Genomic DNA, 23,531 nt, shown 5'->3' on the forward strand with positions numbered 1-23,531 from the left:
AGGTGGCCCAGAGGGCCGGAGGGGGCAGACGCGGCGCGTAAGGCCCCCTCAGTCGCTCCGCGACAGCTCCCCCAAAGGGGGAGCATCTTTAGAAACTAGTCGACATCCCAGCGGAACGCCGCGTCGATCCAGTCGCCGATGCGGCCGTCCGGACGGGCCAGCGCAAACACCTGCGCCATCTCTTCATCCGTCAGCGTAAAATCGAAGATCGCGAAGTTCTCCGCCAGCCGCGCCGGGTTCTTGGTGCGCGGAATGGTCACCACGCCCTGCTGCACCTGCCAGCGCAGGGTCACCTGCCCCGGCGTCTTGCCGTACTTGGCGCCGATCGCCTTCAGCACCGGGTCGTCGCCGACCTTGCCCTGGGCCAGCGGCGACCAGGCGGTGATCGAGGCGCCCAGCTTCTCAGCCGTGGCGCGCAGGGTCTTCTGCGACAGGTAGGGGTGGTACTCGACCTGGTTGGTGGCCAGCGGGGCCTCCGACAGGGCCGCCGCCTCTTCCCAGAGCGCCGACGGGAAGTTCGACAGGCCGATGCCCCGCGTGCGGCCGTCGGCCTTCACGGCGTTCAGCGCCGCAATGGTCTCCGACAGCGCCGGCTTGGGCTTGGGCCAGTGCAGCAGCAAGAGGTCCACCTGATCGACCCGCAGCTTCTTCAGGCTCTCGTCGACCGAGCGCTGCAGGTCGCCGTCGGTGAACTTGTCGATCCACACCTTGGTGGTGACGAAGATCTCGCTCCGCGGCACGCCCGTGGCCGCAAGGGCCGCGCCGACGTCCTGCTCGTTGCCGTAGATCTGGGCGGTGTCGACATGGCGATAGCCGACCTCCAGCGCCTTCTCGGTCACGGTCTGGGCCAGGCCGTTCTCCAGCTGGTAGGTGCCCAGGCCGATGGCCGGGATGTCGATGTCGCCGGAGCGAACGGTAGGCTGGGCCATGGGGAAACTCCTGGGAAAACGCTCAGGCGGATATAGGCGCCCGGTCCCGCTTCGCCAGCCGTAGTTGCAGATGCTGCACGCCAGTGAGCACCAGGGTCAGGGCGAAGAACCCCGCCGCCATCACCACCATCGTCATCAGCACCGACGGATAACCCCGCTTGGCGACGTTGAGGAACGGATAGGGGTACCAGCCCGACAGCGCCCCGTGGATCAGGGTCCAGACCCCGAAGGCGAACGGCAAAGCGAGCGCCTTCCAGGCCTGGCCCCAGCGGGCGGCCTCGCGCGGCGGCAGGACCAGCAGGTCGACCAGGAACAGCAGCGGCGTCACCGTGTGCAGCAGGGTGTCGGCCAGCAGCTGCCAGCCCTTCGGATCCCACAGACCGGCCAGCAGCACGTGATAAACCAGCGCCGTCACGCCGATATAGACGCCGACCGCCACCCGCGTGCCCGCCCGCCGCGCCCAGACGCCGAGGCGGCTTTCCGGGGCTAGGGCCGAGGCGACCAGCGCCGTCCCGACCAGGATGTTGCTGAGCACGGTGAAGTAGCTGAAGAACTTCACCGTCTGGACCCCGAGGTCCCGGCCCTCGATCGTCAGGCCGTATTGCAGCACGACGCCGAACCAGACGATCGCCGCCGCGACCAGGCGCCAGGCGCGCTCAGCCCTATTGGCCATTGGGCTCGTCATGGGCCTTGCTCACCTTCTTGGGGACGCTGGCGCGCCATTGCCGTTCGAGAATGCGCTTCACCGTCCCCGGCTCCACCGCCGACAGCCGGGCCAGCACCATCGGATAGTTGCGGTAGTGGTCGGTGAAATAGAAGACCTCGGGCGCGGCCTCGATCAGCATCTCGCGCTCGTCGAACGGCACGCCGGTCAGGACGAGCGTATCGCCGTCCTCCTTCAGCCTCGTCAGGAACTTGCCGTTCGCCTTGAGGCAGGCATAGCCATAGGACGTCCCGTCCGCGACCAGCGGCAGGGAAAAGGCGAAGGCGCGGACCTCTTCATACGTCATGGCCATGGGCGAAGCTCCCGTACCGCGACTATAGATGCAGTATGAGCGCGGAAAACACTCTGAAGACGCCGATCTTGGTGCTGGGCGCCACCAGCCTGATCGGGACCTTCCTGATGGCGCGGCTGCAGGCCGCCGGCCACGAGCCCATGGGCCTGTCGCGGCGTCCTCCCGGAGGCGACGCCTGCTGGATCGACGCCGACCTGCGCGCCGACGACCTGGCCGAACAGCTGCCCGGCGCGGCCACCGTCTTCGCCCTGTCGCCGGTCTGGCTGCTGCCCGACGTGCTGCCGCTGCTGAAGGCCCGCGGCATGACACGTCTCGTCGCCTTCTCCTCGACCAGCCGCTTCACCAAGGAGGCCTCGCCCGAGCCCGCCGAGCGCGCCGTGGCCAAGGCCCTGGCCGACGCGGAAGCCGCCGTCGAGGCCTTCTGTTCGGAACATGGCGTGGCCTGGACCATCCTGCGCCCGACCCTAATCTACGCCGAGGGCCGCGACGGCAACGTCAGCCGCCTGGCCGGCCTGATCCGCCGCTTCAAGGTGCTGCCGCTGTCGGGTTCGGGCGAGGGCCTGCGCCAGCCGGTCCATGCCGACGACCTGGCGGCCGGCGCCATCGCGGCGGCGACCGCCCCGGCGGCGGCCGGCCGGGCCTACGCCCTGGTCGGCGGAGAGACCCTGGCCTATCGCGGCATGGTCCGCCGGATCTACGAGGGCCTCGGCCGCAGGCCGCTGATCGCGCCCTTGCCGCCGTGGCTGTTCAGCTTGCTGCTGACCCTGGCCCGGCCGTTCTTCCCCGGCGCGACGGCGGCCATGGGCGCGCGGATGAGCCAGGACCTGACCTTCGACGCCGCCGATGCGGTGAGAGATTTCGGTTGGGCGCCGAGGGATTTTCATCCCCGCTTCTGATCCCTGTCCCCTTGCGGGAAGGGGTCGTCGAGGGGGCGCGAGCGGATGTTGCGCCCCCTCGTATTTGATTGGCAGACCTCAGAGCGAGGTCAGCGCCTGGTCGGCCACGCCATCGCAGTTCAGGTCGAGCGAGGCGACGCCGTCTGCGACCAGGATGCCGGTATCGACCGCCCCGTCGCCGTCGCGGTCGCCATAGAGGGCGCCGTTGTCGTCGGCGTAGACGACCGCGCCGCCGCTGACGGCGACGGCGGTCAGCGACGCGTTCGCCGTGGTCAGGCCGTTGTAGAGGCCGTTCGCGGCAAGGGAAGCTTCGGCGGCGTTCACGGCGGCGCCGTTCTGGGGCAGGGCCGCCAGCGCATCGGCGATCGTCTGCAGGTCGTTGGCCGGGGACGAGCCTCCCGGTCCGGCGCTGTAGGTATAGGGGGTCGAGATCGGATACGAGGTCGTCGTGTAGAACGTCGTCGGCGAAATGGTGGAGACGACCTCGCTGTCGTAGCCTCCGGTCACCAGAGCGACTTCTTCCTTAGACAGATTCCGCATGTTCCACGCTCCGTGCATTGGGAATTTGGTCGTCGCCGCGTTCCTTCTTGTCCGCGACGTATCTCTCGATCCATTCGTCGTTGAGGCTGTCGGACTGACGATCCAGACGGCCGATCTCGACCCGCCGGCTCCGGTCGTATTCAACCCCCATGAAGGCGGCGATCCGGTCGAGGACCCCCTCCTCGTCGTCCAGCACCTCGCCGTATCCGATGCGCAAGGGCGCGGTTTCGGTGAGGGCGAAGATCTTCTCCCAGGCCGCCTCCTGCTTGGCGACGGAGAGCTCCTGCCGGCGAATGAGCGCATAGTCGTAGGTCGGCTCGTTGATCTCCTTGGCGATGGCGAACCAGCGCTTGGTCTGGATGGCCCGCGCATAGGAGACGGCCTGCGCCGCCTTGTTCTCGCGCGTGAAGTAGAGCACGTGATCGGGCGCTATCCGCTGGAGGAAAGCGTCCTCTCGATCTGATACTTCCCGGTAATTCGGGATGAACATCTTGTAGCCGAAGACGCCATTGCCGCCGCTTCTGATCCTCTGAAGCGCCAGCCAATATTCATCCAGAGTATTGTGCGGCAGCCGATTGAAGACCGGCCGGTTGGTGTTCATGTTCAGGTATTCGAGCGGCGCGCCGAATGCGCCGGCCGCCCAAAGCCTCAGAACGAAATAGGTGCTTCCGCTTCGCGGAACGGAGGCGACCATGTAGGTCTGACGCGCGCCTCCAGGAACGACGGGGAGGTCGTGCTCCCGCCGATACAGTTGATCTACGTTAAGCAACACCTCACCCTTTTTACAAAACTGCAAAAATAGACGCCGCAGATCCCAAAATGCTGCCGAATAGCGATAGCGTTTCGAGGTGAGCAACTCAGATATTCACTTAATGCGACTGTCAATCTTCTATTTTATGCTTTAGTTTTTCAAATTTGAATTATACAGAACTTTTTTGATCTAAAATTCTATTTGCAAACCTGCGCTGCAGCGTGCTGCCTTCACAAGCACGAGTAGGTGTTGCGATGTCAGTGAGCGTTGAACTTTTTCGCACTTCGGCCGTGGAGTCGGCCCGCTCCCGCATGGGGCGCCCCGTCGAGATGACCGGCGTGGCGGGCTGGGCCCTCACGCTCTTCATGGCCGCGACCCTGAGCGTCGCCGTCGCGTTCCTCTGCCTGGCGCGCTACGCCAAGACCGAGACGGCGCTCGGCGAGGTCACGCCTTCGGCGGGGGTCGCGCGGATCTTCGCCCCCAAGGCCGGCGTGGTGCGGACGGTGCTGACGCCCAGCGGCAGCCAGGTCGGCGCCGGCCAGACCCTCTTCATGCTGTCCTACGACACGGTCCTGGAAAACGGCGCCAGACTGGGCGGCCGGATGGAGGCGGTCGGCCGCGACCAGCTGGAAGCCAGCCGCATGCAGGGCCAGGCCAGGAGCGGCCAGGTGAGCGCGGCGATCGCCGAACTCGACGCCAAGACCGACAGCCTGACCCAGGCGGTCGGCGCCTATCGCGAGCAGCGCCGGATCCAGCTGGACCGGATCGTCCTGCTCGAGAAGACCGTGACCGCCTCCCAGGCCCTGGCCGCGCAGAACCTGATGTCGTCGGTGGTCCTGCGCCAGCGCGAGGACTCCCTGCTTTCGGCCCGGCAAGGCCTGACCGACCTCGACCGCTCGATCAGCGAGGCTTCGAGCCAGATCGCCCAGGGCAAGGCGCAGCGGGCCAACCTGCTCTATTCGCGGGAAGAGGCCCTGGCGAACCTGAACCTGGCCCAGGCTCAACTCACCGAGAAGCGCCTGCAGGACGAGGCCGCCAGGGGCGTGCGGATCGTGGCCCCCAAGGCCGGTCGCATCACCAACCTCCAGGTTAGGGCTGGCGACGCGGTGGAAGCCGGCGCGCCCCTGGCCCTGCTGGCGCCGGACAGCGGCGGCGACCTGGAAGTGACCCTGTGGGCGCCCTCGCGCGCCGTCGGTTTCGTCCGGCCCGGCGACAAGGTGCGACTGATGTTCGACGCCTTTCCCTACCAGACCTTCGGCGTGGTCTGGGCCCGGGTCTCGGAAATCTCGCGCGCCCCGATCATGCCCGGCGACCTCCCCGTCCCGATCGAGACGAAGGAGCAGATGTACAAGATCACGGCCCGCCTAGAGCGCAGCAGCCTGCGCGCCTACGGCAAGGACTGGCCGCTGACGCCGGGGATGCGGCTGACCGCCGATCTCGTGCTGTCCGAGAAGTCGCTGCTGGAATGGCTTCTCGACCCCATCGCGGCGACGCGAGAGCGCTCAGCGCTCTGATCCCGCCGTTCAGCATTCATTCCACAGCCCGGGAGAACGCCAGCCAAGCAATAAAAACTCAGCATCAACCAGAACCATCAAGTTGTACGCTTAAGTTTATCTCAAAAGGGGCAAATATGCGTAGTCTTACGAAAGCAGAACTTGAAGTTATCTGCGGCGGTTACGATTCTTCGAACGAGGTTTCCTCGATCGTCGTGACCCCCGGCTCCGGCACCACGAGCTGGTACACCTCCTACACCTACATCGACACGATCGACAGCGGCGGCGGTGGCGGCGGCGGCGGCTCCGGCGCTTCCGAGGCCGCCGAACTCGCCGAGGCGGCCGCCGCGATCGCCAAGGCGCTCAGCGATATCGACTGGAACGCCGTCGGGGTCGACGCCAACGAGCTCTTCTTGAAGATCGCCGGCGGCTACGACAACGAGAGCGTCGACACCAACAAGATGGACACCCTCGGTAAGGTCGACGACGTGACCATCTACGAAAGCGACAGCGGCAATCTGTATGCCGACCGCGACGGCGACGGCGTGATCGACACCGGCATCCTCTACAACTCGGATACCGGCATCGTCTCGGCCGACTGGGACGCCAACGGCACCGGCGATCAGGTCATCGCCGACCTGAAGCCGTAAGACCCGATCAGTAAGCGTAAAACCGACCTTGCGCGCGCAAGCGCGCAAGGTCACACCGGAGCAGCGGATGTCGCGTAACGGTATTTTCCTCGGCGCCGTGTTGGCGACGATCCTGCATGCGCCTTCGCTTGCGGAGACTCTTCAGGACTTCTGCAAGGCCGAACGCCTGGAGATATCGCCGGGCGGAACCTATGTCTTCGCCCGCAAGCCCTCGCGCATCCTGGTGGCCCGCGCCGATTGCCTGGCCTCGCCAGCGGCCGATTGCGACGTCACCGAGGTCTGGAATCCGGCGCCCCTGGCCCGCGGCGACATCCAATTCGACGCCGACGACAGGCGCCTCTTCGCCTATGGCGCCGGGGTTTCGCAGAGCGGTCGGGCCACCAGCGGCAACACGGTGTACGAGATCGACGCCCAGCAGGCGTCGAAAGGCCTGGCGCCCGCCCAGGTCGCGCAATTTCCACTGCCCACCGACCAGGACGTCCTGGACGCCATCGACGTCTCGCCGCCCGACGGGCGAGACGGCGGCGACTACTGGAAGTCGGTGCAGGCGCGGCTCGACCTCGCCGCCTCGCGGCAGTCGAAACAGACCTACAATATCCGCAACCTGTACGGACGGATCTCCGGAAAGTCGTTCGTCTATCTCTATCGTCGCGACGGGGACTTCTCGGTCATGTACGGCCGCGGCGGCCAGGAACGCGCCCTGTGGCCGAACGGCCATGCCTTCGAGGAGCGCACGCGCAACCTGGATTTCCGCTTCGACGGCGACGACGTCGTGGTTCTGGCCCAGGGCGGGGTGCTGAGGATCGGGCAGGGAGCGCCGCGTGACCTGACCAAGGGGCGCTCGCGCGCCGCCCTGGTCCTGGGCGACGACCCCGCCGGCTACTACGGCTATTGGAGCGCCGAGGGCGCGGAACTCAAAGGCGTCGCGTCGGCTACGCTGGGCCCGCTCAGGGCCAGCCTGGCCGCATCATCCCTGGCCGACGTTTCCGGGATCAGCGTCAACAACCGTTCCGCCGCCTTCGTCATCAGCACCGGCCCCCTGCTCGCCGAGACCACGGCCGGCCGCGGCGCGACCTACCGCCACCTCTATGTCCGCGACGGGGTTCGCCGCGAGATCGACTGTGGCGGCGGCGCGCCGGCGCAGCACGACGTGGTGCGGATCGGCGGACCCGGGAGTTTCCTGTTCGTCGACCGCTATCGGCGGCCCGGCGCGACCGCCACGGCGCTGTTCCTCTACGGCGGCCCGTCGCGCTACGTGAACCTCGCCGCCGGACTGCCCGACCGCATCCTGACCTTTCTCGACAGCGGCCTGAACGTGGATGTCGTCCACTATGGCGGTTCGAGCTACACCTTCGACCTGTCCAACCGCCTGCTGCTCGAAGGGCCGACTTCGATCGACCGCGACGCGGCGACCATCGAGGCCTATGTCGCCGCGACCTATCGCGACGACCAGAAGGTTTCGCTCTACGCAAACAGCTTCGGCGGGCTGTTCTATCGCCACTTCAGCGCGGCCTTCCTGGCGCGGCTGGACCGCCGCGTCCTCGACGCGCCCAGCGGCTCGGTCGACATGCGCGAAGAGCCGATCTGGAAGGCGATCAACGAGCAGGGCTGGGGGCGTGGCACGATGGAGCGGGAAAACCGCTTCTTCGCCGGCCTGACCGCCTGCCCGCTCAAGGCGCCGACGACGATCATCGTCGGCCGCGACGACGCCACGGTCCATCCGCGCGAGGACTACCGCCTGTGCGGGCCGAGCCAGGCCAGGTTCGTCGAGCACCCCTACGACCACATGGAAAACCCGCTCCTGGTCATCGGAGGACGACAGCACTCGGTCATCCTGCTCCTGGCCCGGGAACTGGGCGGCGCGCCGCCGCAGCAAGCATCGGAACCCCCGCGGTGAAATACCATCAGACCGAAAACGCCGAGTGCGGCCTGATCTGCCTGGCCTACGCCTCGTCGCGCCTGGGCGCCGACCTCGACGTGGCGGAGCTGCGCCGCAAGTACGGCGGCTCGTCGCGCGGCTTGTCCTTCAAGCAGATGGCGGACATCGCCGGAGCGCTGAATCTCGAAGCCAGGGCCGTGCGCTGCGAACTCGACGAGCTGGCCGGACTGAAGCTGCCGGCCATACTGCACTGGCGGATGAACCATTTCGTCGTGCTCGATCGGGTGCGCAAGAACAGCGTCGTCGTCCACGATCCCGCGAAGGGACGGTTGACCTTCAGCCTGGAGGAAGCCGGCCGGCTGTTCTCCGGCGTCGCCCTGGAGATTCACCGCTCCGAACAGTTCCGCCGCCGCAAGGAGCGCAGCCCCCTGACCATCTGGTCGTGGGTGAGCTTCGAACCGCAGATGATGGCGGGCCTGGGCCAGGTGCTGCTGCTGTCGCTGATGATGCAGGCCTACATCGTGGCCAGCCCCTTCTACATCCAGCTGGCGGTCGATCAGGCGGCGCTGCGCGGCGACCTGCAGATGCTGACGACCCTGGCGATCGGCTTCGGCCTGTTCGGCCTGTTCAACGCCGGCGCCTCGGTGCTGCGCAGCTTCGCGATACAGCAGATCGGCGCCACCCTGTCCTGGAACATGAGCCTCAGGCTGTTTCGGCACCTGGTGCGGCTGCCGCTGGGCTGGTTCCAGCGGCGACGCCTGGCCGACACCATCTCGCGCTTCGACTCCGTCAAACCCATTCGCGACCTGCTGTCGGGCGCCCTGATCACCGCCCTGATCGACGGCCTGCTGGCGATCACCACGCTGTGCCTGATGTTCTACGTCTCGTGGCGGCTGGCGACCGTGGTCGCGGCGGGCGTGGCGCTGTACGCGATCCTGCGGCTGTCCACCCTGCCGCTGTCGATGCGGATGAGCGCCGAGACCCTCGGGGCCCAGATCGCCGAGAACAGCAAGCGGATCGAGACGATCAAGGCGATCCAGACCATCAAGGTGATGGGGGCGGAAAACGAGCAGGAGGCCCAATGGGCCAACAAGTTCTCGAACTACGTCCGGCGCGACTTCATCAACAACCGCACCCAGGCGGCGATCAAGGCCGCGTTCCAGGTGCTGGAGGTCCTCACAGCGACCTCCGTCGTGTTCATCGGCGTGCACGAGATCATCGAGAAGCAGATGACCGTGGGCGTTCTCTACGCCTTCCTGTCCTATCGCTCGCAGTTCTCGTCGGCGGTCACCAACGTCATCGAGCAGGTGATCCAGGTGCGGCTGACCGACATCTACTCCTTCCGCCTGGCCGACATCGTACTGACGCCGCGCGAGGAAGGCATCGATCGCGTCGAGACCAGCGATATCCGCTTCCAGGGTCGCATCGAGGTGGAGAACCTGGCCTTCCGCTACTCCACCCAGGACGGCTACATCTTCAAGAACCTGAACTTCACTATCGAGGCGGGCGAGTACGTCGCCATCGTCGGCCGGTCCGGGTCGGGCAAGAGCACGCTGCTGAAGATCATGTGCGGGCTCTATACGCCGTCGGCCGGCGAGGTCCGGGTCGACGGCAAGAGCGTCTCGGCCTGGGGACCGCGGGCGTTCCGCTCGACCTGCGGCGTGGTCTTGCAGGATGACGAACTGCTATCGGGGACGATCGCCGAGAACGTCGCGTTCTTCGACGAGACCATCGACCACGACCGCATCTGGGACGCCTTGGAGGCTGCGGGCCTGCGCGAGGAGATCACGGCCATGCCCATGCAGATCGAGACCTTCGTCGGCGACATGGGCGGGGCGCTGTCGGGCGGCCAGAAGCAACGCCTGCTGATCGCCCGGGCGCTGTACAAGCAGCCGTCGCTGCTCTTCCTGGACGAGGCGACCTCTCACCTTGACGTCCGTCGCGAAGGTCACGTGAACCGCAGCCTCAAGGGGCTGAAGACGACGCGGGTCGTCATAGCGCACCGGATCGAGACCATCCGAACGGCCGATCGCGTCTTCGACCTCGAGCGGGGCGCCTTCGTGGGCACCGGAGCCGAGTTCGCCATCCGGCGGACCCCGCCCATCTCTCCCGCGGCCCCGCAATCGATCGAGGCCTAGGCGCGGCTTCAAGCCTCGTTGAACACCCGAGCGCCCTGGTCGCTCCGCCGGTCGTACAGCAGCAGCCCGTTGCGCAGTTCCAGGCTGCCCGCCGCCTTGGCGTAGAGCATGGTGAAGAAAGCGATGGACCGCGTCATGGTCACCGCATCGGCGTCGACGGCGCAGAATCGCAGGTCCAGCCCCTTTCGCCGGGCCTGCCGACGCGCGTCCGTCAGAACCTGGATCGCCGCGGCGGGCGCCTCGTCCGCCAGACGATAGAGCACGAGTCCATCGAGATCGCTGGGCGGGTCGGGGATGCGCCGGACAAAGCCGCCGCCGATCAACACCGCATCGGCGATGACTCCGCGCGCCTCCAGCCGCAACAGAAAGCCCTCCAGCCTCCTGAGCAGTTCGAGGCGGACCGCGTCGCCCCCGAACTGCCGGAAGAGATCGTCGCGCTCGAATACGTAGGGACTGGAATTGCCCGGGAAACTTTCGGCCTCGGCGGCCACGTAGACTGGAAAGCCCAGCGCCACCGCGGCGCTCCGATTGTCGTTCACGTGGGATCACCGGTCCGGGGCGCGAGCGTCGCCAGATGCTGTTCGAAGTCGGGCAGCAGGGCTCCATAGTCCGTGATCATTCGATCGACCGTCCGCACGATCGAGCCCCAATCATCGTGCAATTCGGCGCGGCGCACGCTGACCTCGAAATTGCCTTGGGTCGCGTAGATCAGCGGGCCAAGCGGGATGTAGCCATGGCGGCACGCGCCGGCGCGGGCCAGCGCGCCGCTGAACAGCACGCGCGCCAGCCGACCGTTGCCGTTCGGAAAGGCGTGGGTGTTCAGCACGGCCACCAGGATCCACACCGCCGAGGCGACCGCCGCCTCTTGCGTCTCATCCGACAAGGCGTCCCAACGCGCGCAAATGCGCTCCAAGGCCGGCTTCACCTCCTCCGGCGCAATGAAATCCACCGCGCGCCCATCCTTGTCCGGTTGGGTTCGATGCTGGCTTGCCCGGATCTGCTGTCCTCGTCGGCCGACGCACCCGCCGGCGATCCGTCGCAGCCGGTCGATCGTCATCGGAAAGGCGGCGTTGGCGCAGAGCGTGCGCCCTACGGGATCCAGCGGACGGCGATCCAGGAAGGTGGAAAGCGAGCGTTCCTCGCCAGTGAGGAAGGGGGAAAGCGGGTCGCGGGTGTTGTCCCGGATGCGTTGCCGCCAGGGCGGCGGCAACCAGACCGCCAGGGCGCGCTCGCGCGAGCCATCGCCACCGGGCGGGGGAAGGTCGGCCAGCCGGCGAGCGAGCGCGGCCACCGCGTCGTTGGCCTCGCTCACGCGCACTTCGGAATTGACGATGGGCGAGCGCATCGGCCTCTGCTCTCGATTTCGCCTTGAGCGCTTCTGGATGCCGGACCCGTCAGCACTTGGCTTGACGCGAGACTGCCGCGCCGCCCCCGCCTCGTCGAGTTTCGAAAGATTTCCCGCTCCCGCATCCACACGCCCGAGAACCGCCACGCGGGACCGCGGCCAAGGGTGAGCCGTCCGCCGTGGAGGCGGACCGGCCTAAGCCAGCCCCGCCCGACCGTAATACAGCGTCCCCGCCATCGGCTGGGCGAGCCCGCGGCGGATACGCGGCCCGAACTTCGTCGCCGACAGCAGGCGCGCGACCATGACCTCGTCCCCCGCCCGGCGGAACGCCCGGGCGGCGGCCGACCACAGCGCCGTGGTCGCCGGATGCGGCGCGACGACGCCGGCGGCGAGGCCGAGGGCCAGCAGGCTCCAGCCGGCGGCGCGGGCGGTGATGCGATCAGGACGGGTCATGGTCGTGCTCCTTTCTGATGGGGTCGAGGAGGACCGCCGGGGGCTGGGCGGTATGGCGGTCCTCCTCGGGCCGCCGAACAGTCCTTTCCAGGCTATTCGGCGGCGATGGCGATCTCGTCGGCGGAGATCCCCAGTCGGTAGGCGACGCCGGCCCCGTAGGCCGGATCGGCGCGATGGAAGTGCACCAACTGGCGCTTCTGGATCTCGACCGGCACGCCGTGCATGGCCGCAGCGATGTTGTCGAACAGCTGGCGCTGCTGGTCGGGGCTCATCAGCCGGAAGAGATCCCCCGGCTGGGTGTAGTCGTCATTGCCGTCGCGGTGGCTGTAGCGATCGGCGTCGCCGTGGATCGGCAGCGGCGGCTCGGCGACCGACGGATCCTCGACCGGACCGCCGAAGCTGTTGGGCTCGTACCAGGCCTCGGTGCGCGGCGGGCTGTCGAACCGCATGGCGCCGTCGGCGTGGTAGTGGTGCACCGGGCAGCGCGGACGGTTCACCGGCAGCGCCTCGTAGTGCGTGCCGATCCGGTACCTATGCGCGTCGGCGTAGGCGAAGATCCGCGCCTGCAGCATCTTGTCGGGCGAGAAGCCGATGCCCGGCACGATGTTGGACGGCGAGAACGAGCTCTGCTCCACCTCGGCGTGGTAGTTGTCCGGATTACGGTTCAGCTCCAGCACCCCGACCTCGATCAACGGATAGTCCGCGTGCGGCCAGACCTTGGTCAGGTCGAACGGGTTCCAGCGGAAGCTCGCGGCCTGGGCCTCGGTCATGATCTGCACGTAGAAGGTCCAGCGCGGGAAATCGCCCTTCTCGATCGACTCGAACAGGTCGCGCTGGGCGCTCTCGCGGTCGTTGGCGATGACCGCGTTACCCTCGGCATTGGTCCAGTTCTTGATGCCCTGCTGGGTCTTGAAGTGGAACTTCACCCACACGCGCTCATTGGCGGCGTTGATGAAGCTGTAGGTGTGGCTGCCGAAGCCGTGGACGTGGCGATAGCTCTGCGGCAGGCCCCGGTCCGAGAACAGGGTCGTCACCTGGTGCAGGCTTTCCGGCGACAGGCTCCAGAAGTCCCACATCGCCGTCGGCGAGCGCAGGTTCGACACCGGGTGGCGCTTCTGGGTGCGGATGAAGTCGGGGAACTTCAGCGGATCGCGCAGGAAGAACACCGGGGTGTTGTTGCCCACCAGGTCCCAGTTGCCCTGCTCGGTGTAGACCTTCAGGGCGAAGCCGCGCACGTCGCGCTCGGCGTCGGCCGCGCCGCGCTCGCCGGCCACGGTCGAGAAGCGCAGCAGCACTTCGCTCTCCGCGCCCGGTTGCAGGGCGGCGGCCTTGGTCCAGCCGCTGATGTCGTGGGTGATCTTCAGCACGCCATAGGCGGCCGAGCCCTTGGCGTGGACGGCGCGCTCGGGCACCCGCTCGCGGTTCTGGTGGGCCAGCTTTTCCATCAGCTGATAGTCCTGCATCAGCAGGGGCCCGCGCGGGCCGGCCGACAGGCTGTTCTGGTTGTCCGCGATCGGCGCCCCGGCGCTCGTCGTCATGGTGATCTTGGTCATCTCGGCCCTCGTCATCTCGTAGCGCCACTGTCCCAGGCGGCGTCCGATAAATCCAATTGATCGTTTTTGCCGACAGCATCGGCTCGATCTATCAGACTCTAGGGAGGACCATAGGGCGGGTCTTGAACGGCCACGCCTCGACCCGGAGCGTCCGGCGGTCTAATCCAGGGCCATGACCGCCATCCTGCCCGACGCCGCCGCCGCCAACTGGGTCGACCGCTACGCCCCGGCCGCCTTGCGCCCCTGGCTGAAGCTGGGACGGTTCGACCGTCCGGCCGGCATCTGGCTGCTGATGCTGCCCGGCTGGCAGGGCATCGCCCTGGCCGCGGCCGAGAAGGGCCAGCTGCCCAATCCCTGGCTGCTGATCGCCTTCTTCGTCGGGGCGGCCCTGATGCGGGCGGCCGGCTGCGCCTTCAACGACATCGTCGACCGCGACTTCGACGCCCAGGTGGCCCGCACGGCCCTGCGCCCGATCCCGGCCGGCCTGATCACCGTCAAGCAGGCCTGGCTGTTCCTGGTGGGATGCAGCCTGACCAGCTTCCTCATCCTGATCTGCCTGGGCTGGCTGGCGATCGGCCTGGGCGTGGCCTCGCTGCTGCTGGTGGCCGGCTATCCGTTCATGAAGCGGATCACCTGGTGGCCGCAGGCGTGGCTGGGCCTGACCTTCAACTGGGGCGCCCTGCTGGGCTACGCCGCCGCCACCCATTCGCTGAGCTGGTCTGCCGCCCTGCTCTACGCCTCGGGCATCTTCTGGACCCTCGGCTACGACACCATCTACGCCATCCAGGACATCGAGGACGACGCCCTGGCCGGGGTGAAGTCATCGACCCGCCGGCTGGGCTCCAAGGTCCGCCAGGGCGTGGCGATCTTCTACGTCCTGGCCTTCGTGCTGGCACTGGCGGCCGCCTGGGCCGGCGGTCTGGGACCGCTGTTCCTGCCGCTGCTGGGCCTCTACGGCCTGCACCTGTCGCGCCAGGCCGTGGCCGTGAAGCTCGACGACGGGCCGGGCGCGCTGAAGCTCTTCAAGTCCAACGCCCAGGCCGGCGCGATCCTGGTGCTGGCGCTGGTGGCGGGAGCGTGGACGCCGGCGGGGTTCTGAGGCCGCAAGACCCCCTCAGTCGCTCCGCGACAGCTCCCCCAGAGGGGGAGCATCTCCTTGGCTCGGCGCTACTAAATCCTCCCCCTCTGGGGGAGGTGGCCCGGAGGGCCGGAGGGGGCTTCCCCGGTCAGAACGGCCCAGCGCGGTAGATCCGCTCCATCGACCGCTCCAACTCGCCCAGCCGCCGGTCATAAGCCCGCGCCAGGCAGGCCCGGTTGGCCTTGCAGCCCGCCCGCTCGTTCAGCCAGGCCTGCTGGCTGTCCATCAGCGCCCCGCGCGCGCCCATGCCCATGGTGCGCTTGTTGATGTCGTAGAGCACGGCCATCCGCACGTCCTTGTTGTCCAGGCCGCGGTCGGCGCAGATCGCCCGCTCGTCGGGCCGCCTGGCCTTGGCGCAGTCGAAGCTGGCGGCGTGAGCAGCCCCCGCGAGGCCAAGCGAAACAAGGGCGACGACAACAGGCAAGCGCATGAAAAACCTCCGGAAAAGGACCTGACCTAACGGCATTCTGTCGGCTGGAACCTGAATGTGCGATGATCCGTTCCATGGCCGTCGCCGCTCGCATCAAGCCGCAGGAGTTGTTCTCGTCGGAGGACTGGGCCCGCCTGTCGCGCCGCTCGTCCTGGCGCGGGATCGCCATGGTCGCCCACGCCTGGGGCGTGATCCTGCTGACCGGGGCCGTCTTCGTGATCTGGCCCAACCCGCTGACCTACATCGTCGCCGTCATGCTGATCGGCGCCCGGCAGTTGGGCCTGGCGATCCTGATGCACGAAGCTGCTCATGGCGGGCTGCACCCGAACCTCAAGGTCAACGACTGGCTGGGCGAGTGGCTGTGCGCGGCGCCGCTGGGGGCGTCGCTGAACGCCTACCGCCCCTACCACCTGACCCACCACAAGTTCGCCCAGCAGGCCGAGGACCCGGATCTCGTTTTGTCGGCCCCGTTCCCGACCACGCGGGCGTCCCTGCGCCGCAAGATCGTCCGCGACCTGACGGGCCAGACCTTCTTCAAGCAGCGGTTCGGGCCGATCATCTCCGGCCTGAAGAAGCGTGGACACGGCCAGGCCCCGGGCGCGATCTTCGCCCGCGCGGCGGCGGGCCAGAAGCGGTTCCTGCTGATCAACCTGGCCATGCTGGTCGCGCTCAGCGCCGCCGGCCTGTGGTGGGCGTGGCTGGCGCTGTGGATCGTGCCGATGGCCACCTGGTTCCCGCTGGTCACCCGCCTGCGCAACATCGCCGAGCACGCCCTGGTCGCCAAGGACGAGCCCGACCCCTTCCGCCACGCCCGCACGACGAAGGCCAACTGGCTCGAGCGCGCCCTGGTCGCGCCCTACCACGTCAACTTCCACGCCGAGCACCACCTCTTCATGCACGTGCCCTGCTGGAACCTGCCCCGGGCGCATCGACTGCTGCGGGAGAAGGGGCTGACCGAGGGCATGCTGAACGCGCCGGGCTATCTGACGGTGCTGAAGGCGGCGTCGAGCAAGGTGGCGGCCTAAGCCCCCTCCGGCCCTCCGGGCCACCTCCCCCAGAGGGGGAGGATCTAGCGACGCCCCGCCATCAAGATGCTCCCCCTCTGGGGGAGCTGTCGCGGAGCGACTGAGGGGGTCTCGCGTGAGCGCGAAACGCCTATAACCCGCCCATGATCGTCCAGACCCTGGAAGGCCGTCGGGCCTTCATCGCCGACAACACCCGCCTGCTGCCCACGCCGCATGCGCCTGAACTCCTGTTGCACCTGGCCGACGAAATCACGCCGATCTGGAAGTTGACCGAGGAAGCCCTGGAAGAGATCGGCCTGCCGCCGCCGTTCTGGGCCTTCGCCTGGGCGGGCGGCCAGGCCCTGGCGCGCTACGTGCTGGACCACCCCGAGATCGTGCGCGGCAAGCACGTGATCGACTTCGCCACCGGCTCGGGCATCGTCGCCGTCGCGGCCATGAAGGCGGGCGCGAAGAGCGTACTGGCGGCCGATATCGACGTGTTCTGCGAGGCCGCCGTGGCGATGAACGCGCAGGCCAACGGGGTCGAGATCGGCTTCACCGACGTCAACCTGCTGGACGCCCCGCCGCCGGCCGCCGACGTGCTGCTGGCCGGCGACATCTGCTACGAGGGCCCGATGGCCAAGGCGGTCATGGCCTGGCTGGCCCAGGGCCGCGCGGCCGGGGCGGCGGTGCTGGTCGGCGATCCGGGCCGCACCTACTTCCCCAAGGAGGGCCTGGTGAAGCTGGCCGAATACCAGGTGCCCACCACCCGCGAGCTGGAAGACCTGGCCGTCAAGCGCACCAGCGTCTGGACTCTGCCCTGACGCCAAACTAGAACATTTGCAGAACATCAGTGGAGACCCGCCCATGCGCGAGGACGGCAAGATCGACTATATCGAGTGGGCGGGCGGCGAGCTGCCGGCCACCAAGGCCTTCTATTCGGCCGCCTTCGGCTGGACCTTCACCGACTACGGCCCCGACTACGCGGCCTTCGAGGGCCAGGGCGCCGACGGCGGCTTCGTCGGCGACGTCACCGAGGAACCGGCCAAGCCGCTGGTGGTGCTCTACGCCGTCGATCTGGAGGCCATGGAAGCCAAGGTCACGGCCGCCGGCGGCGTGGTCGTGAAGCCGATCTTCGAATTCCCCGGCGGCCGGCGGTTCCACTTCCTGGATCCGGCGGGGAACGAACTGGCCGTGTGGAGCGCGACGGGATTCGAGTGATCCTTCTCCCCTTGCGGGAGAAGGTGGCGGCGAAGCCGACGGATGAGGGGTCTCTCAGATGGGAGACCCCTCACCCGGCCTGGCCGGCCCCACGCAGCTTTCAGTTCTGAGAGACCCCTCACCCGACCCCGCTCCGCGGGGCCACCCTCTCCCGCAAGGGGAGAGGGAACCTGAAAAACCGTCACAAACCCTGGCTAAGTTCCGCACCCTGACGATTGGGGAATCCAGGTGGGCCAGCGGAGCTGCGGCGACTGCGGGATGTGCTGCAAGCTGATGGGCGTCGAGGCCATCGGCAAGGCGCCGCACGCCTGGTGCGGCCACTTCCGCAAGGGCGCCGGCTGCGCGATCTATGCCGACCGTCCCACGGCCTGCGCCGACTTCTCCTGCTACTGGCTGAACGCCGAGGGCCTGGGCGACGACTGGCGGCCCGACCGCGCCCGCTTCGTCCTGCACCGGGAAGACGGCGGCCGACGGCTGATCGTCGAGGTCGATCCGGCCCAGCCCCAGGCCTGGCGCAAGGCCCCCTACCACGCCACCTTTCGCGACTGGGCCCGGCGCGGCGCGGCCGGCGGCCTGACCCTCAACGTGCTGGTCGGCCCGCGCGCCTTCGAGATCCGCGCCGACGGCGATGTCGACCTCGGCATCGTCCGCGACATGGCCGCCAAGCCCTTCGCGGGAGCCCCCAATGAGCGACGTCGCGCTTTCGCCGGTTCCGGGCCCCGCCCCAGGCAAGGCCTGCGGCTCCTGCGGCATGTGCTGCAAGGTGCTGGCCATCGACGAGCTGAACAAGCCCGACGGCGTCTGGTGCGGCCACTTCAAGAAGGGCGGCGGCTGCGGCTCCTACGAGACCCGTCCGGGCGCCTGCCGCAGCTTCCACTGCCTGTGGCTGACCTCGGAAAAACTCGACGAGACCTGGCGGCCCGACAAGGCCGGCTTCCTCATGTATTCCGACCGCGACGGCAAGCGGCTGAACGTGGTGGTCGATCCCGGCAAGCCGGCGGCCTGGAAGCGCGAGCCCTATTACCGCCGCATCAAGGCCATGTCGCAACGGGCCTATGACGGCTACGAGCTGGTGGTCTGCGTCGGCGACCGCCGCACCGTGGTCTTCCCCACCGAGGACGTCGAGCTGGGCGTGCTGAACCCCGGCCACAAGCTGGTCAGCGGCTATGTGAACCGCGACGGCGCGCAGGTCCCCTTCGCCATGGTGCTGAGCGACGCCGAGGGCTGAGCGCCCGGACTGCTGAAGCGGGCTCAGCAGGCCGTGGACGAGCCCGTGGCTAATCCCGCCGCCTGAAGGGCGCTATCTGAGCCTCCTGAACCAAGGAGAGGCTCCCATGAGCAAAGCCGAGCGCGACGTCATCGTGGTCATCGGGGCCGGCCAGATCGGCCAGGCGATCGCTCGACGTGTAAGCGTCGGCAAGCGCGTGCTGCTGGCCGACATGAAGCGCGAGAACGCCCAGGCCGCCGCCGAGGTGCTGGCCGACGCCGGCTACGAGACCCACGTCGCCGTGGTCGACGTCGCCTCGCGAGAAAGCGTCCAGGCCCTGGTCGCGACCGCCACGGCCCTGGGCGCGGTCACCGGCCTGATCCACGCCGCCGGCGTCTCGCCCAGCCAGGCGCCGGCAAGCGTGATCCTCAGGGTCGATCTTTACGGGACGGCGCTGGTGCTCGACCTGTTCGGCGAGGTGATCGCCAGGGGCGGATCGGGCGTCGTCATCGCCTCGCAGTCGGGCCACCGCCTGCCGCCGCTGCCCGAAGAGCAGAGCCACGCCCTGGCGACCACCCCGACCGAAGCGCTGCTGGCCCTGCCCTTCCTGGCTCCGGAAGTGGTCACCGATCCGCTGAACGCCTACCAGCTCTCCAAGCGCGGCAATTCCCTGCGGGTGGCCGCCCAGGCCGTGCGCTGGGGCGCGCGTGGAGCACGGATCAACGCCATCAGCCCGGGCATCGTCATGACGCCCCTGGCCCGCGACGAACTCACCGGCCCGCGCGGCGCAGGCTACCGCCGGATGATCGAGGGATCGGCGGCGGGGCGCGCCGGAACGCCCGACGAGGTCGGGGCGGTGGGCGCCCTGCTGATGGGCCCCGACGGCGGCTTCATCACCGGCAGCGACATCCTGATGGACGGCGGAGTGACGGCCGCTTGGCTCTACGGGGACTTAGCCAAGGGGTGAGGGGCTGCAGGGATACAGGCGCAACGGCCCTTCCCTTTTCTCCCGTCATTCCCGCCCTTGTGGCGGGAAACCCTGGTTCCGCTGACACCTGAGACACAAGCGGCGTGCTCAGCACGCCGCCCCATCCGCCCTTGCGGCTGACAGAGGGGTTCCCGCCACAAGGGCGGGAATGACGGGAAGTTAGTGGGCGGAGGTGCGGAGCCTCAGCCCCGCGCCTTCACCGGCGCGGCGCCGTCGACATAGGCCTCGTTGAGATAGACCTCGGCCTCCTGCGGCGACAGGGCCGGCGCATAGCCGAAGCCCTGGCCGTAGTCGCAGCCCAGCTTCTGCAGCGCGTGGGCCATCTCGGCGTTCTCGACGCCCTCGGCGACGACTTCCAGGTCGAGATCCTGGCCCAGCTTCACCACCGAGCGGACGATCTTGGCCGAGCCGGCGTTGCCGCCCATGGTTCGCACGAAGTAGCGGTCGATCTTCAGCGTGTCGAACGGCAGGCGCGTCAGGTACGACAGCGACGAGAAGCCGGTGCCGAAGTCGTCCAGCGCCAGGCCAGCCCCCGCCTCGCGCAGGCTGCGCAGGATCACCGCGGCCCGCTCGGGATCGCGCATGATGTCGCTTTCGGTGACTTCCAGCTTCAGCGCGCCGCGCGGCAGGCCGTTCTCGCGCAGCACCTGGGCCACGTCGTGCACCAGGCCCGGACGGTCGATCTCGCCGGTCGACAGGTTGACGCTGACGGTCAGGGCGCCGACGGCCGGGTGGGTGTGACGCCAGGCGGCCAGTTGCTTGCCGGCGCTGCGCATCATGTGCTCGCCGAGCTCGGCCATCAGGCCCATTTCTTCGATCAGCGGCAGGAACTCGTCGGGCGGCAGCAGGCCGCGACGCGGGTGGATCCAGCGCGCCAGGGCCTCGAAGCCCGACAGGGCGCCGGTCGACAGGCGCACGACCGGCTGGAAATAGGGGATGATCTCGCCGCGGCCGATGGCGCCGCGCAGGTCGGCTTCCAGCGCCAGGCGCGACAGGCCGTCGGTCTCCATCGAGCGGCCGTAGGCGGCGGCGGAGCCGCGCCCGTTGGCGGCGGCGGCCTCGACGGCCAGCTCGGCCCGGCGGACCAGCTCGGCGGCCTCCGGCGCGTCCTCGCCGCCCTCGGCCGAAACCGCGCCGATGGTCAGGGTCGGGTGGATGTCAAAGCCGGCGATGCGCAGCGGCTGTTCCAGCGCCGAGCGCAGCAGCTCGGCCGGCTCGTAGCCGTGCGGCTCGCACAGCACGGCGAACTCGTCCTCGCCGATGCGGCCCAGGATCGAGCCCTCGGGAAAGGCGGCGGCCAGGCGCGAGCCGAGAGCGGCCAGGACGAGGTCGGCGCGCTCGTGGCCCAGGGCCTCGTTCAGGCGGCGCAGGCGGTCGAGGTCGGCGACCACCAGTTCATGCACGCCGGTATGGGTCAGGCGCTCGCGGGCGCGAGCGATGAAGCTGCGGCGGTCGAGGAGCCCCGTGAGGTCGTCCTTGCCCGAGGCGGCGAATTTCACTTCCGGGGCGATGACGCCGGCGGCGCGCAGGCCCTCTTCCAGCCAGACGCCGCGCCAGATGCAGGTCTCGCCGCCGCGCATGCGCATGCGCACGACGATCTCGGAGCCGGCCTCGCGCACCCGCAGCAGTTCTTCGGCCTGGGCGCGGTCCTGCGGCAAAGCCAGGGCGCGGAAGGCGGCCGAGGCGCATTCGGGAGCCAGGGGCGAGAGGCCCAGGGCCCGGGCCGCGCCGTTGATGCGCAGCCGGTCGGTCTCGGGGTCCCAGTGCCACAGCGCGACCTCCGCGGCGCCCAACGCTTCCAGCGTGGTCGTCGCGTCCCAGATCCTACGCTCGGCTACCTTGAAAGACATGCCCGTTCCCGCGCCGCCCGATCCCCCATGGATGGACGGCGTGCGGTCCGGGGCGAAACTCACGACGGAGCAATCAACCCGAACAGACGATGATCTCGCCACTCGCCGTTAATTTTAAGATAAGCGCGCGCATATCCCTCCTCGGAAAACCCGCATCTCGTGAGCAGGCCGGCCGAGCGCGCGTTATGCGGCATGCAGGCCGCTTCCAGCCGGTGAAGGCCCAGCGGACCGAAGGCGAAATCGATCACCGCCCGCACGGCCTCGGTGGTGTAGCCCTGCCCCGCATGCGCCTCGCCGGCCCAGTAGCCGACCACCCCGGTCTGGGCCACGCCCCGGCGGATGTTGAACAGGCGCACACCGCCGACGATGGCGTCGTCCGACTTGCGGAACACGAAGAACGGAAGGGCTTCTCCCAGTTCGAGTTCGCGGGCGTAGGCGGCCAGCCGCTGGCGGAAGGCGGCCCGTGTCAGGTCGTCGGCCGGCCAGGTCGGCTCCCACGGCGTCAGGAAGGCGCGCGAGCCGCCGCGCAGCTCCGCCCACGGCTTGTGATCGCCCAGGCGCGGCAGGCGCAGATAGACCCGATCGCCCTCGATGCGCGGGCCCTGGTCGATGCGGAGAAGACGGAGAATGGCGGACAAGGACGGGTCTCGAACAGCAGGGCCGCACAATTGCGGCTTATTGTCCGCCGAACAACGTCCGCCGGAAGATTTCCCCGGCGCCCAGCGCGCCCTTGGCCCCCAGCACCGCCGTGGCGGCCTTGGCGGGCGCCAGAATCCGCCCGCCAAGGCGGGCGATGTCGGCCGCGCCGACCGCGTCGACCCCGGCCGCCAGTTCGGCGGGCGAGAACAATCGGTCGAAGGTCAGGGCCTGGCCGGCGGCCTGCTCGGCGCGGGCGAGCGGCTGCTCGCGGGCCATGAACATGTGCGCCTTCAGCTGGGCCTTGCAGCGGGCGAGCTCGGCCTCGTCGATGCGCTCGACCAGGGCCAGCAGCTGCTCGGCGCAGACCTGGGCGGTCTGGCCTGCGTCCTTGGCCGCGCAGCCGGCGTAGATGCCAAGCGCCCCGATGTCGGCATAGGTGTCGGCATAGGCGTCGATGTTGTAGGCCAGACCGCGCTTCTCGCGGGCCTCCTGGAACAGGCGCGACGACATGCCCCCGCCCAGGGCCTCGGCGAAGACCCGCAGGGCGAAATAGTCGTCGTCGCGCGAACCGGCGGCCGGCAGCATCAGAACGAGATGCGCCTGCTCCAGCTTGCGGGTCTCGGCGAAGGATGCACCGACGAAGGGGGCGGGCTCGGGCACAGGCGCGCCGGGCGTGGCCGGCAGGTCGCCGAAGGCCTTCCGCGCCAGGTCCAGCAGCTCGGCTTCTTCCACCGCGCCGGTGGCGCTGACCACCAGCCGGTCGGCGGCGTAGAGGCTGGCGCGCCAGTCCGACAGAGCTTCCGGCGTGGCGGCCTCGACCGTGTCGACCGTGCCCAGGATCGGCCGGCCGACCGGATGGTCGCCCCAGGCGCCCTTCTGCAGCAGGTCGAAGACGTAGTCGTCAGGCGCGTCGGCGGCCTCGGCGATCTCCTGGGCGACCACCTGCTTCTCGCGGGCCAGATCGGCGGCGTCGAGCGTGGGCCGGCGCACGAGGTCGGCGATCACCTCGACGCCCAGCGGCAGACCGCCCTTGAGGGCGCGGATCTGGAAGCTGGTGCGCTCATAGCCGGTGGCGGCGTTGATCTGGCCGCCCTGGGCCTCGACCACCTCGACGATGTCGCGCGCGCTGCGCCCGCCCGCGCCCTTGAACACCATGTGCTCGAGCAGGTGCGACCAGCCCGACCGCGCCGGATCCTCATAGGCCGCCCCGCGCCCGGCGACGACGGAAAGCGCCAGGGTCTCGAGTCCCGGCATCGGATCGCAGACGACGCGGACGCCATTGGGCAGGGTGTGGAGGGTCGGAAGGGTCATTTCCCTCCGTGTAGACGCGTAAGCGCCCGAAAGCCACAGATCCGGGAACCTCCCCCTGTGGGGGAGGCGGCCGAAGGCCGGAGGGGGGACGTTTTCAGCT

24 protein-coding genes are annotated in these 23,531 nt (G+C 68.6%); 11 read left to right on the forward strand and 13 right to left on the reverse strand.

Annotated elements, in window-relative coordinates; all coding sequences use genetic code 11:
• Positions 1-95: 95 nt before the first annotated feature.
• Genes AC07NG_RS22695 through AC07NG_RS22705 form a run of 3 tightly spaced genes read right to left on the reverse strand, consistent with a single transcriptional unit; the run spans position 96 to position 1,945 of the window.
• Positions 96-929 (reverse strand): aldo/keto reductase, encoded by an 834-nt coding sequence (locus tag AC07NG_RS22695; protein WP_494596504.1) that lies wholly within the window; start codon positions 927-929, stop codon positions 96-98.
• A 22-nt stretch (positions 930-951) separates the two neighbouring features.
• Positions 952-1,602: a Pr6Pr family membrane protein gene (locus AC07NG_RS22700; protein WP_494596506.1), complete on the reverse strand. Its 651-nt coding sequence runs from the start codon at positions 1,600-1,602 to the stop codon at positions 952-954.
• Entirely contained in the window at positions 1,592-1,945 is a 354-nt protein-coding gene (locus tag AC07NG_RS22705) for an MmcQ/YjbR family DNA-binding protein (protein WP_494596508.1), read from the reverse strand. The genes AC07NG_RS22700 and AC07NG_RS22705 overlap by 11 nt, the downstream gene beginning before the upstream one ends.
• Before the next feature lie 35 nt (positions 1,946-1,980).
• Between AC07NG_RS22705 and AC07NG_RS22710 the strand changes: the two genes are divergently transcribed.
• Entirely contained in the window at positions 1,981-2,841 is an 861-nt protein-coding gene (locus AC07NG_RS22710) for an NAD-dependent epimerase/dehydratase family protein (RefSeq protein WP_494596510.1), read from the forward strand.
• Positions 2,842-2,919: 78 nt separating this feature from the next.
• On the opposite strand, the gene AC07NG_RS22715 is transcribed toward AC07NG_RS22710, so the two are convergent.
• Both AC07NG_RS22715 and AC07NG_RS22720 read right to left on the reverse strand, forming a co-directional pair.
• Positions 2,920-3,381 carry a hypothetical protein gene (locus tag AC07NG_RS22715; RefSeq protein ID WP_492854338.1) on the reverse strand — a complete coding sequence of 154 codons (462 nt, stop codon included), beginning with the start codon at positions 3,379-3,381 and terminating at the stop codon, positions 2,920-2,922.
• Complete coding sequence (locus AC07NG_RS22720; RefSeq protein ID WP_494596512.1) at positions 3,365-4,237, reverse strand: Stf0 family sulfotransferase; 873 nt, start codon at positions 4,235-4,237, stop codon at positions 3,365-3,367. Before AC07NG_RS22720 ends, AC07NG_RS22715 begins: the two co-directional genes overlap by 17 nt.
• Positions 4,238-4,443: 206 nt before the next feature.
• On the opposite strand from AC07NG_RS22720, the gene AC07NG_RS22725 reads away from it, so the two are divergent.
• The 4 genes from AC07NG_RS22725 to AC07NG_RS22740 all read left to right on the forward strand — a co-directional run bounded on the left by AC07NG_RS22725 (position 4,444) and on the right by AC07NG_RS22740 (position 10,292).
• Complete coding sequence (locus AC07NG_RS22725) at positions 4,444-5,646, forward strand: HlyD family secretion protein (RefSeq protein WP_492854336.1); 1,203 nt, start codon at positions 4,444-4,446, stop codon at positions 5,644-5,646.
• Positions 5,647-5,840: 194 nt separating this feature from the next.
• A complete protein-coding gene (locus AC07NG_RS22730) occupies positions 5,841-6,275 on the forward strand; it encodes a hypothetical protein (RefSeq protein WP_492854335.1) in 435 nt (144 codons plus the stop codon).
• Positions 6,276-6,342: 67 nt separating this feature from the next.
• Positions 6,343-8,172, forward strand: a complete 1,830-nt coding sequence (locus tag AC07NG_RS22735) for an alpha/beta fold hydrolase (RefSeq protein WP_494596514.1) — start codon at positions 6,343-6,345, stop codon at positions 8,170-8,172.
• On the forward strand, positions 8,169-10,292 hold the full coding sequence (locus AC07NG_RS22740; RefSeq protein ID WP_494596515.1) for a peptidase domain-containing ABC transporter: 2,124 nt from the start codon (positions 8,169-8,171) through the stop codon (positions 10,290-10,292). The genes AC07NG_RS22735 and AC07NG_RS22740 overlap by 4 nt, the downstream gene beginning before the upstream one ends.
• A gap of 8 nt (positions 10,293-10,300) precedes the next feature.
• Here the strand turns inward: AC07NG_RS22740 and AC07NG_RS22745 are convergent, their stop codons facing one another.
• The 4 genes from AC07NG_RS22745 to AC07NG_RS22760 form a co-directional block, all read right to left on the reverse strand.
• Positions 10,301-10,831, reverse strand: coding sequence for a DUF6932 family protein (locus tag AC07NG_RS22745; RefSeq protein WP_494596517.1), 531 nt, complete (start codon positions 10,829-10,831; stop codon positions 10,301-10,303).
• Complete coding sequence (locus AC07NG_RS22750) at positions 10,828-11,637, reverse strand: Fic family protein (protein WP_494596518.1); 810 nt, start codon at positions 11,635-11,637, stop codon at positions 10,828-10,830. The genes AC07NG_RS22745 and AC07NG_RS22750 overlap by 4 nt, the downstream gene beginning before the upstream one ends.
• 195 nt (positions 11,638-11,832) lie before the next feature.
• Positions 11,833-12,090: a hypothetical protein gene (locus AC07NG_RS22755; protein WP_492854330.1), complete on the reverse strand. Its 258-nt coding sequence runs from the start codon at positions 12,088-12,090 to the stop codon at positions 11,833-11,835.
• Between the two features lie 92 nt (positions 12,091-12,182).
• A complete protein-coding gene (locus AC07NG_RS22760; protein ID WP_494596520.1) occupies positions 12,183-13,643 on the reverse strand; it encodes a catalase in 1,461 nt (486 codons plus the stop codon).
• 172 nt (positions 13,644-13,815) lie between these two features.
• Here AC07NG_RS22760 and ubiA point away from each other — a divergent pair, with 172 nt between their 5' ends.
• Entirely contained in the window at positions 13,816-14,742 is a 927-nt protein-coding gene (gene ubiA / locus AC07NG_RS22765) for a 4-hydroxybenzoate octaprenyltransferase (protein WP_494596522.1), read from the forward strand.
• Between the two features lie 127 nt (positions 14,743-14,869).
• Here the strand turns inward: ubiA and AC07NG_RS22770 are convergent, their stop codons facing one another.
• Positions 14,870-15,211: a lysozyme inhibitor LprI family protein gene (locus tag AC07NG_RS22770; protein WP_494596523.1), complete on the reverse strand. Its 342-nt coding sequence runs from the start codon at positions 15,209-15,211 to the stop codon at positions 14,870-14,872.
• A 74-nt stretch (positions 15,212-15,285) separates the two neighbouring features.
• On the opposite strand from AC07NG_RS22770, the gene AC07NG_RS22775 reads away from it, so the two are divergent.
• The 5 genes from AC07NG_RS22775 (at position 15,286) to AC07NG_RS22795 (ending at position 19,610) form a co-directional block, all read left to right on the forward strand.
• Complete coding sequence (locus AC07NG_RS22775; RefSeq protein WP_494596598.1) at positions 15,286-16,236, forward strand: fatty acid desaturase family protein; 951 nt, start codon at positions 15,286-15,288, stop codon at positions 16,234-16,236.
• A gap of 143 nt (positions 16,237-16,379) precedes the next feature.
• The gene (locus AC07NG_RS22780) at positions 16,380-17,039 is read left to right on the forward strand and encodes a class I SAM-dependent methyltransferase (RefSeq protein ID WP_494596525.1); all 660 of its coding nucleotides are present in this window, start codon (positions 16,380-16,382) and stop codon (positions 17,037-17,039) included.
• 43 nt (positions 17,040-17,082) lie between these two features.
• Entirely contained in the window at positions 17,083-17,436 is a 354-nt protein-coding gene (locus AC07NG_RS22785) for a VOC family protein (protein WP_110121343.1), read from the forward strand.
• A gap of 685 nt (positions 17,437-18,121) precedes the next feature.
• Positions 18,122-18,664 (forward strand): YkgJ family cysteine cluster protein, encoded by a 543-nt coding sequence (locus AC07NG_RS22790; RefSeq protein WP_494596527.1) that lies wholly within the window; start codon positions 18,122-18,124, stop codon positions 18,662-18,664.
• 106 nt (positions 18,665-18,770) lie between these two features.
• Entirely contained in the window at positions 18,771-19,610 is an 840-nt protein-coding gene (locus tag AC07NG_RS22795; protein WP_494596529.1) for an SDR family oxidoreductase, read from the forward strand.
• A 203-nt stretch (positions 19,611-19,813) separates the two neighbouring features.
• Here the strand turns inward: AC07NG_RS22795 and AC07NG_RS22800 are convergent, their stop codons facing one another.
• Genes AC07NG_RS22800 through AC07NG_RS22810 form a run of 3 tightly spaced genes read right to left on the reverse strand, consistent with a single transcriptional unit; the run spans position 19,814 to position 23,431 of the window.
• Positions 19,814-21,481 (reverse strand): putative bifunctional diguanylate cyclase/phosphodiesterase, encoded by a 1,668-nt coding sequence (locus tag AC07NG_RS22800; protein ID WP_487292558.1) that lies wholly within the window; start codon positions 21,479-21,481, stop codon positions 19,814-19,816.
• Between the two features lie 59 nt (positions 21,482-21,540).
• The gene (locus AC07NG_RS22805; RefSeq protein ID WP_494596531.1) at positions 21,541-22,119 is read right to left on the reverse strand and encodes a GNAT family N-acetyltransferase; all 579 of its coding nucleotides are present in this window, start codon (positions 22,117-22,119) and stop codon (positions 21,541-21,543) included.
• 37 nt (positions 22,120-22,156) lie between these two features.
• A complete protein-coding gene (locus tag AC07NG_RS22810) occupies positions 22,157-23,431 on the reverse strand; it encodes a M16 family metallopeptidase (protein WP_494596533.1) in 1,275 nt (424 codons plus the stop codon).
• Positions 23,432-23,531 lie beyond the last annotated feature (100 nt).

Source organism: Caulobacter sp. GW821-FHT10C03 (assembly GCF_059415485.1).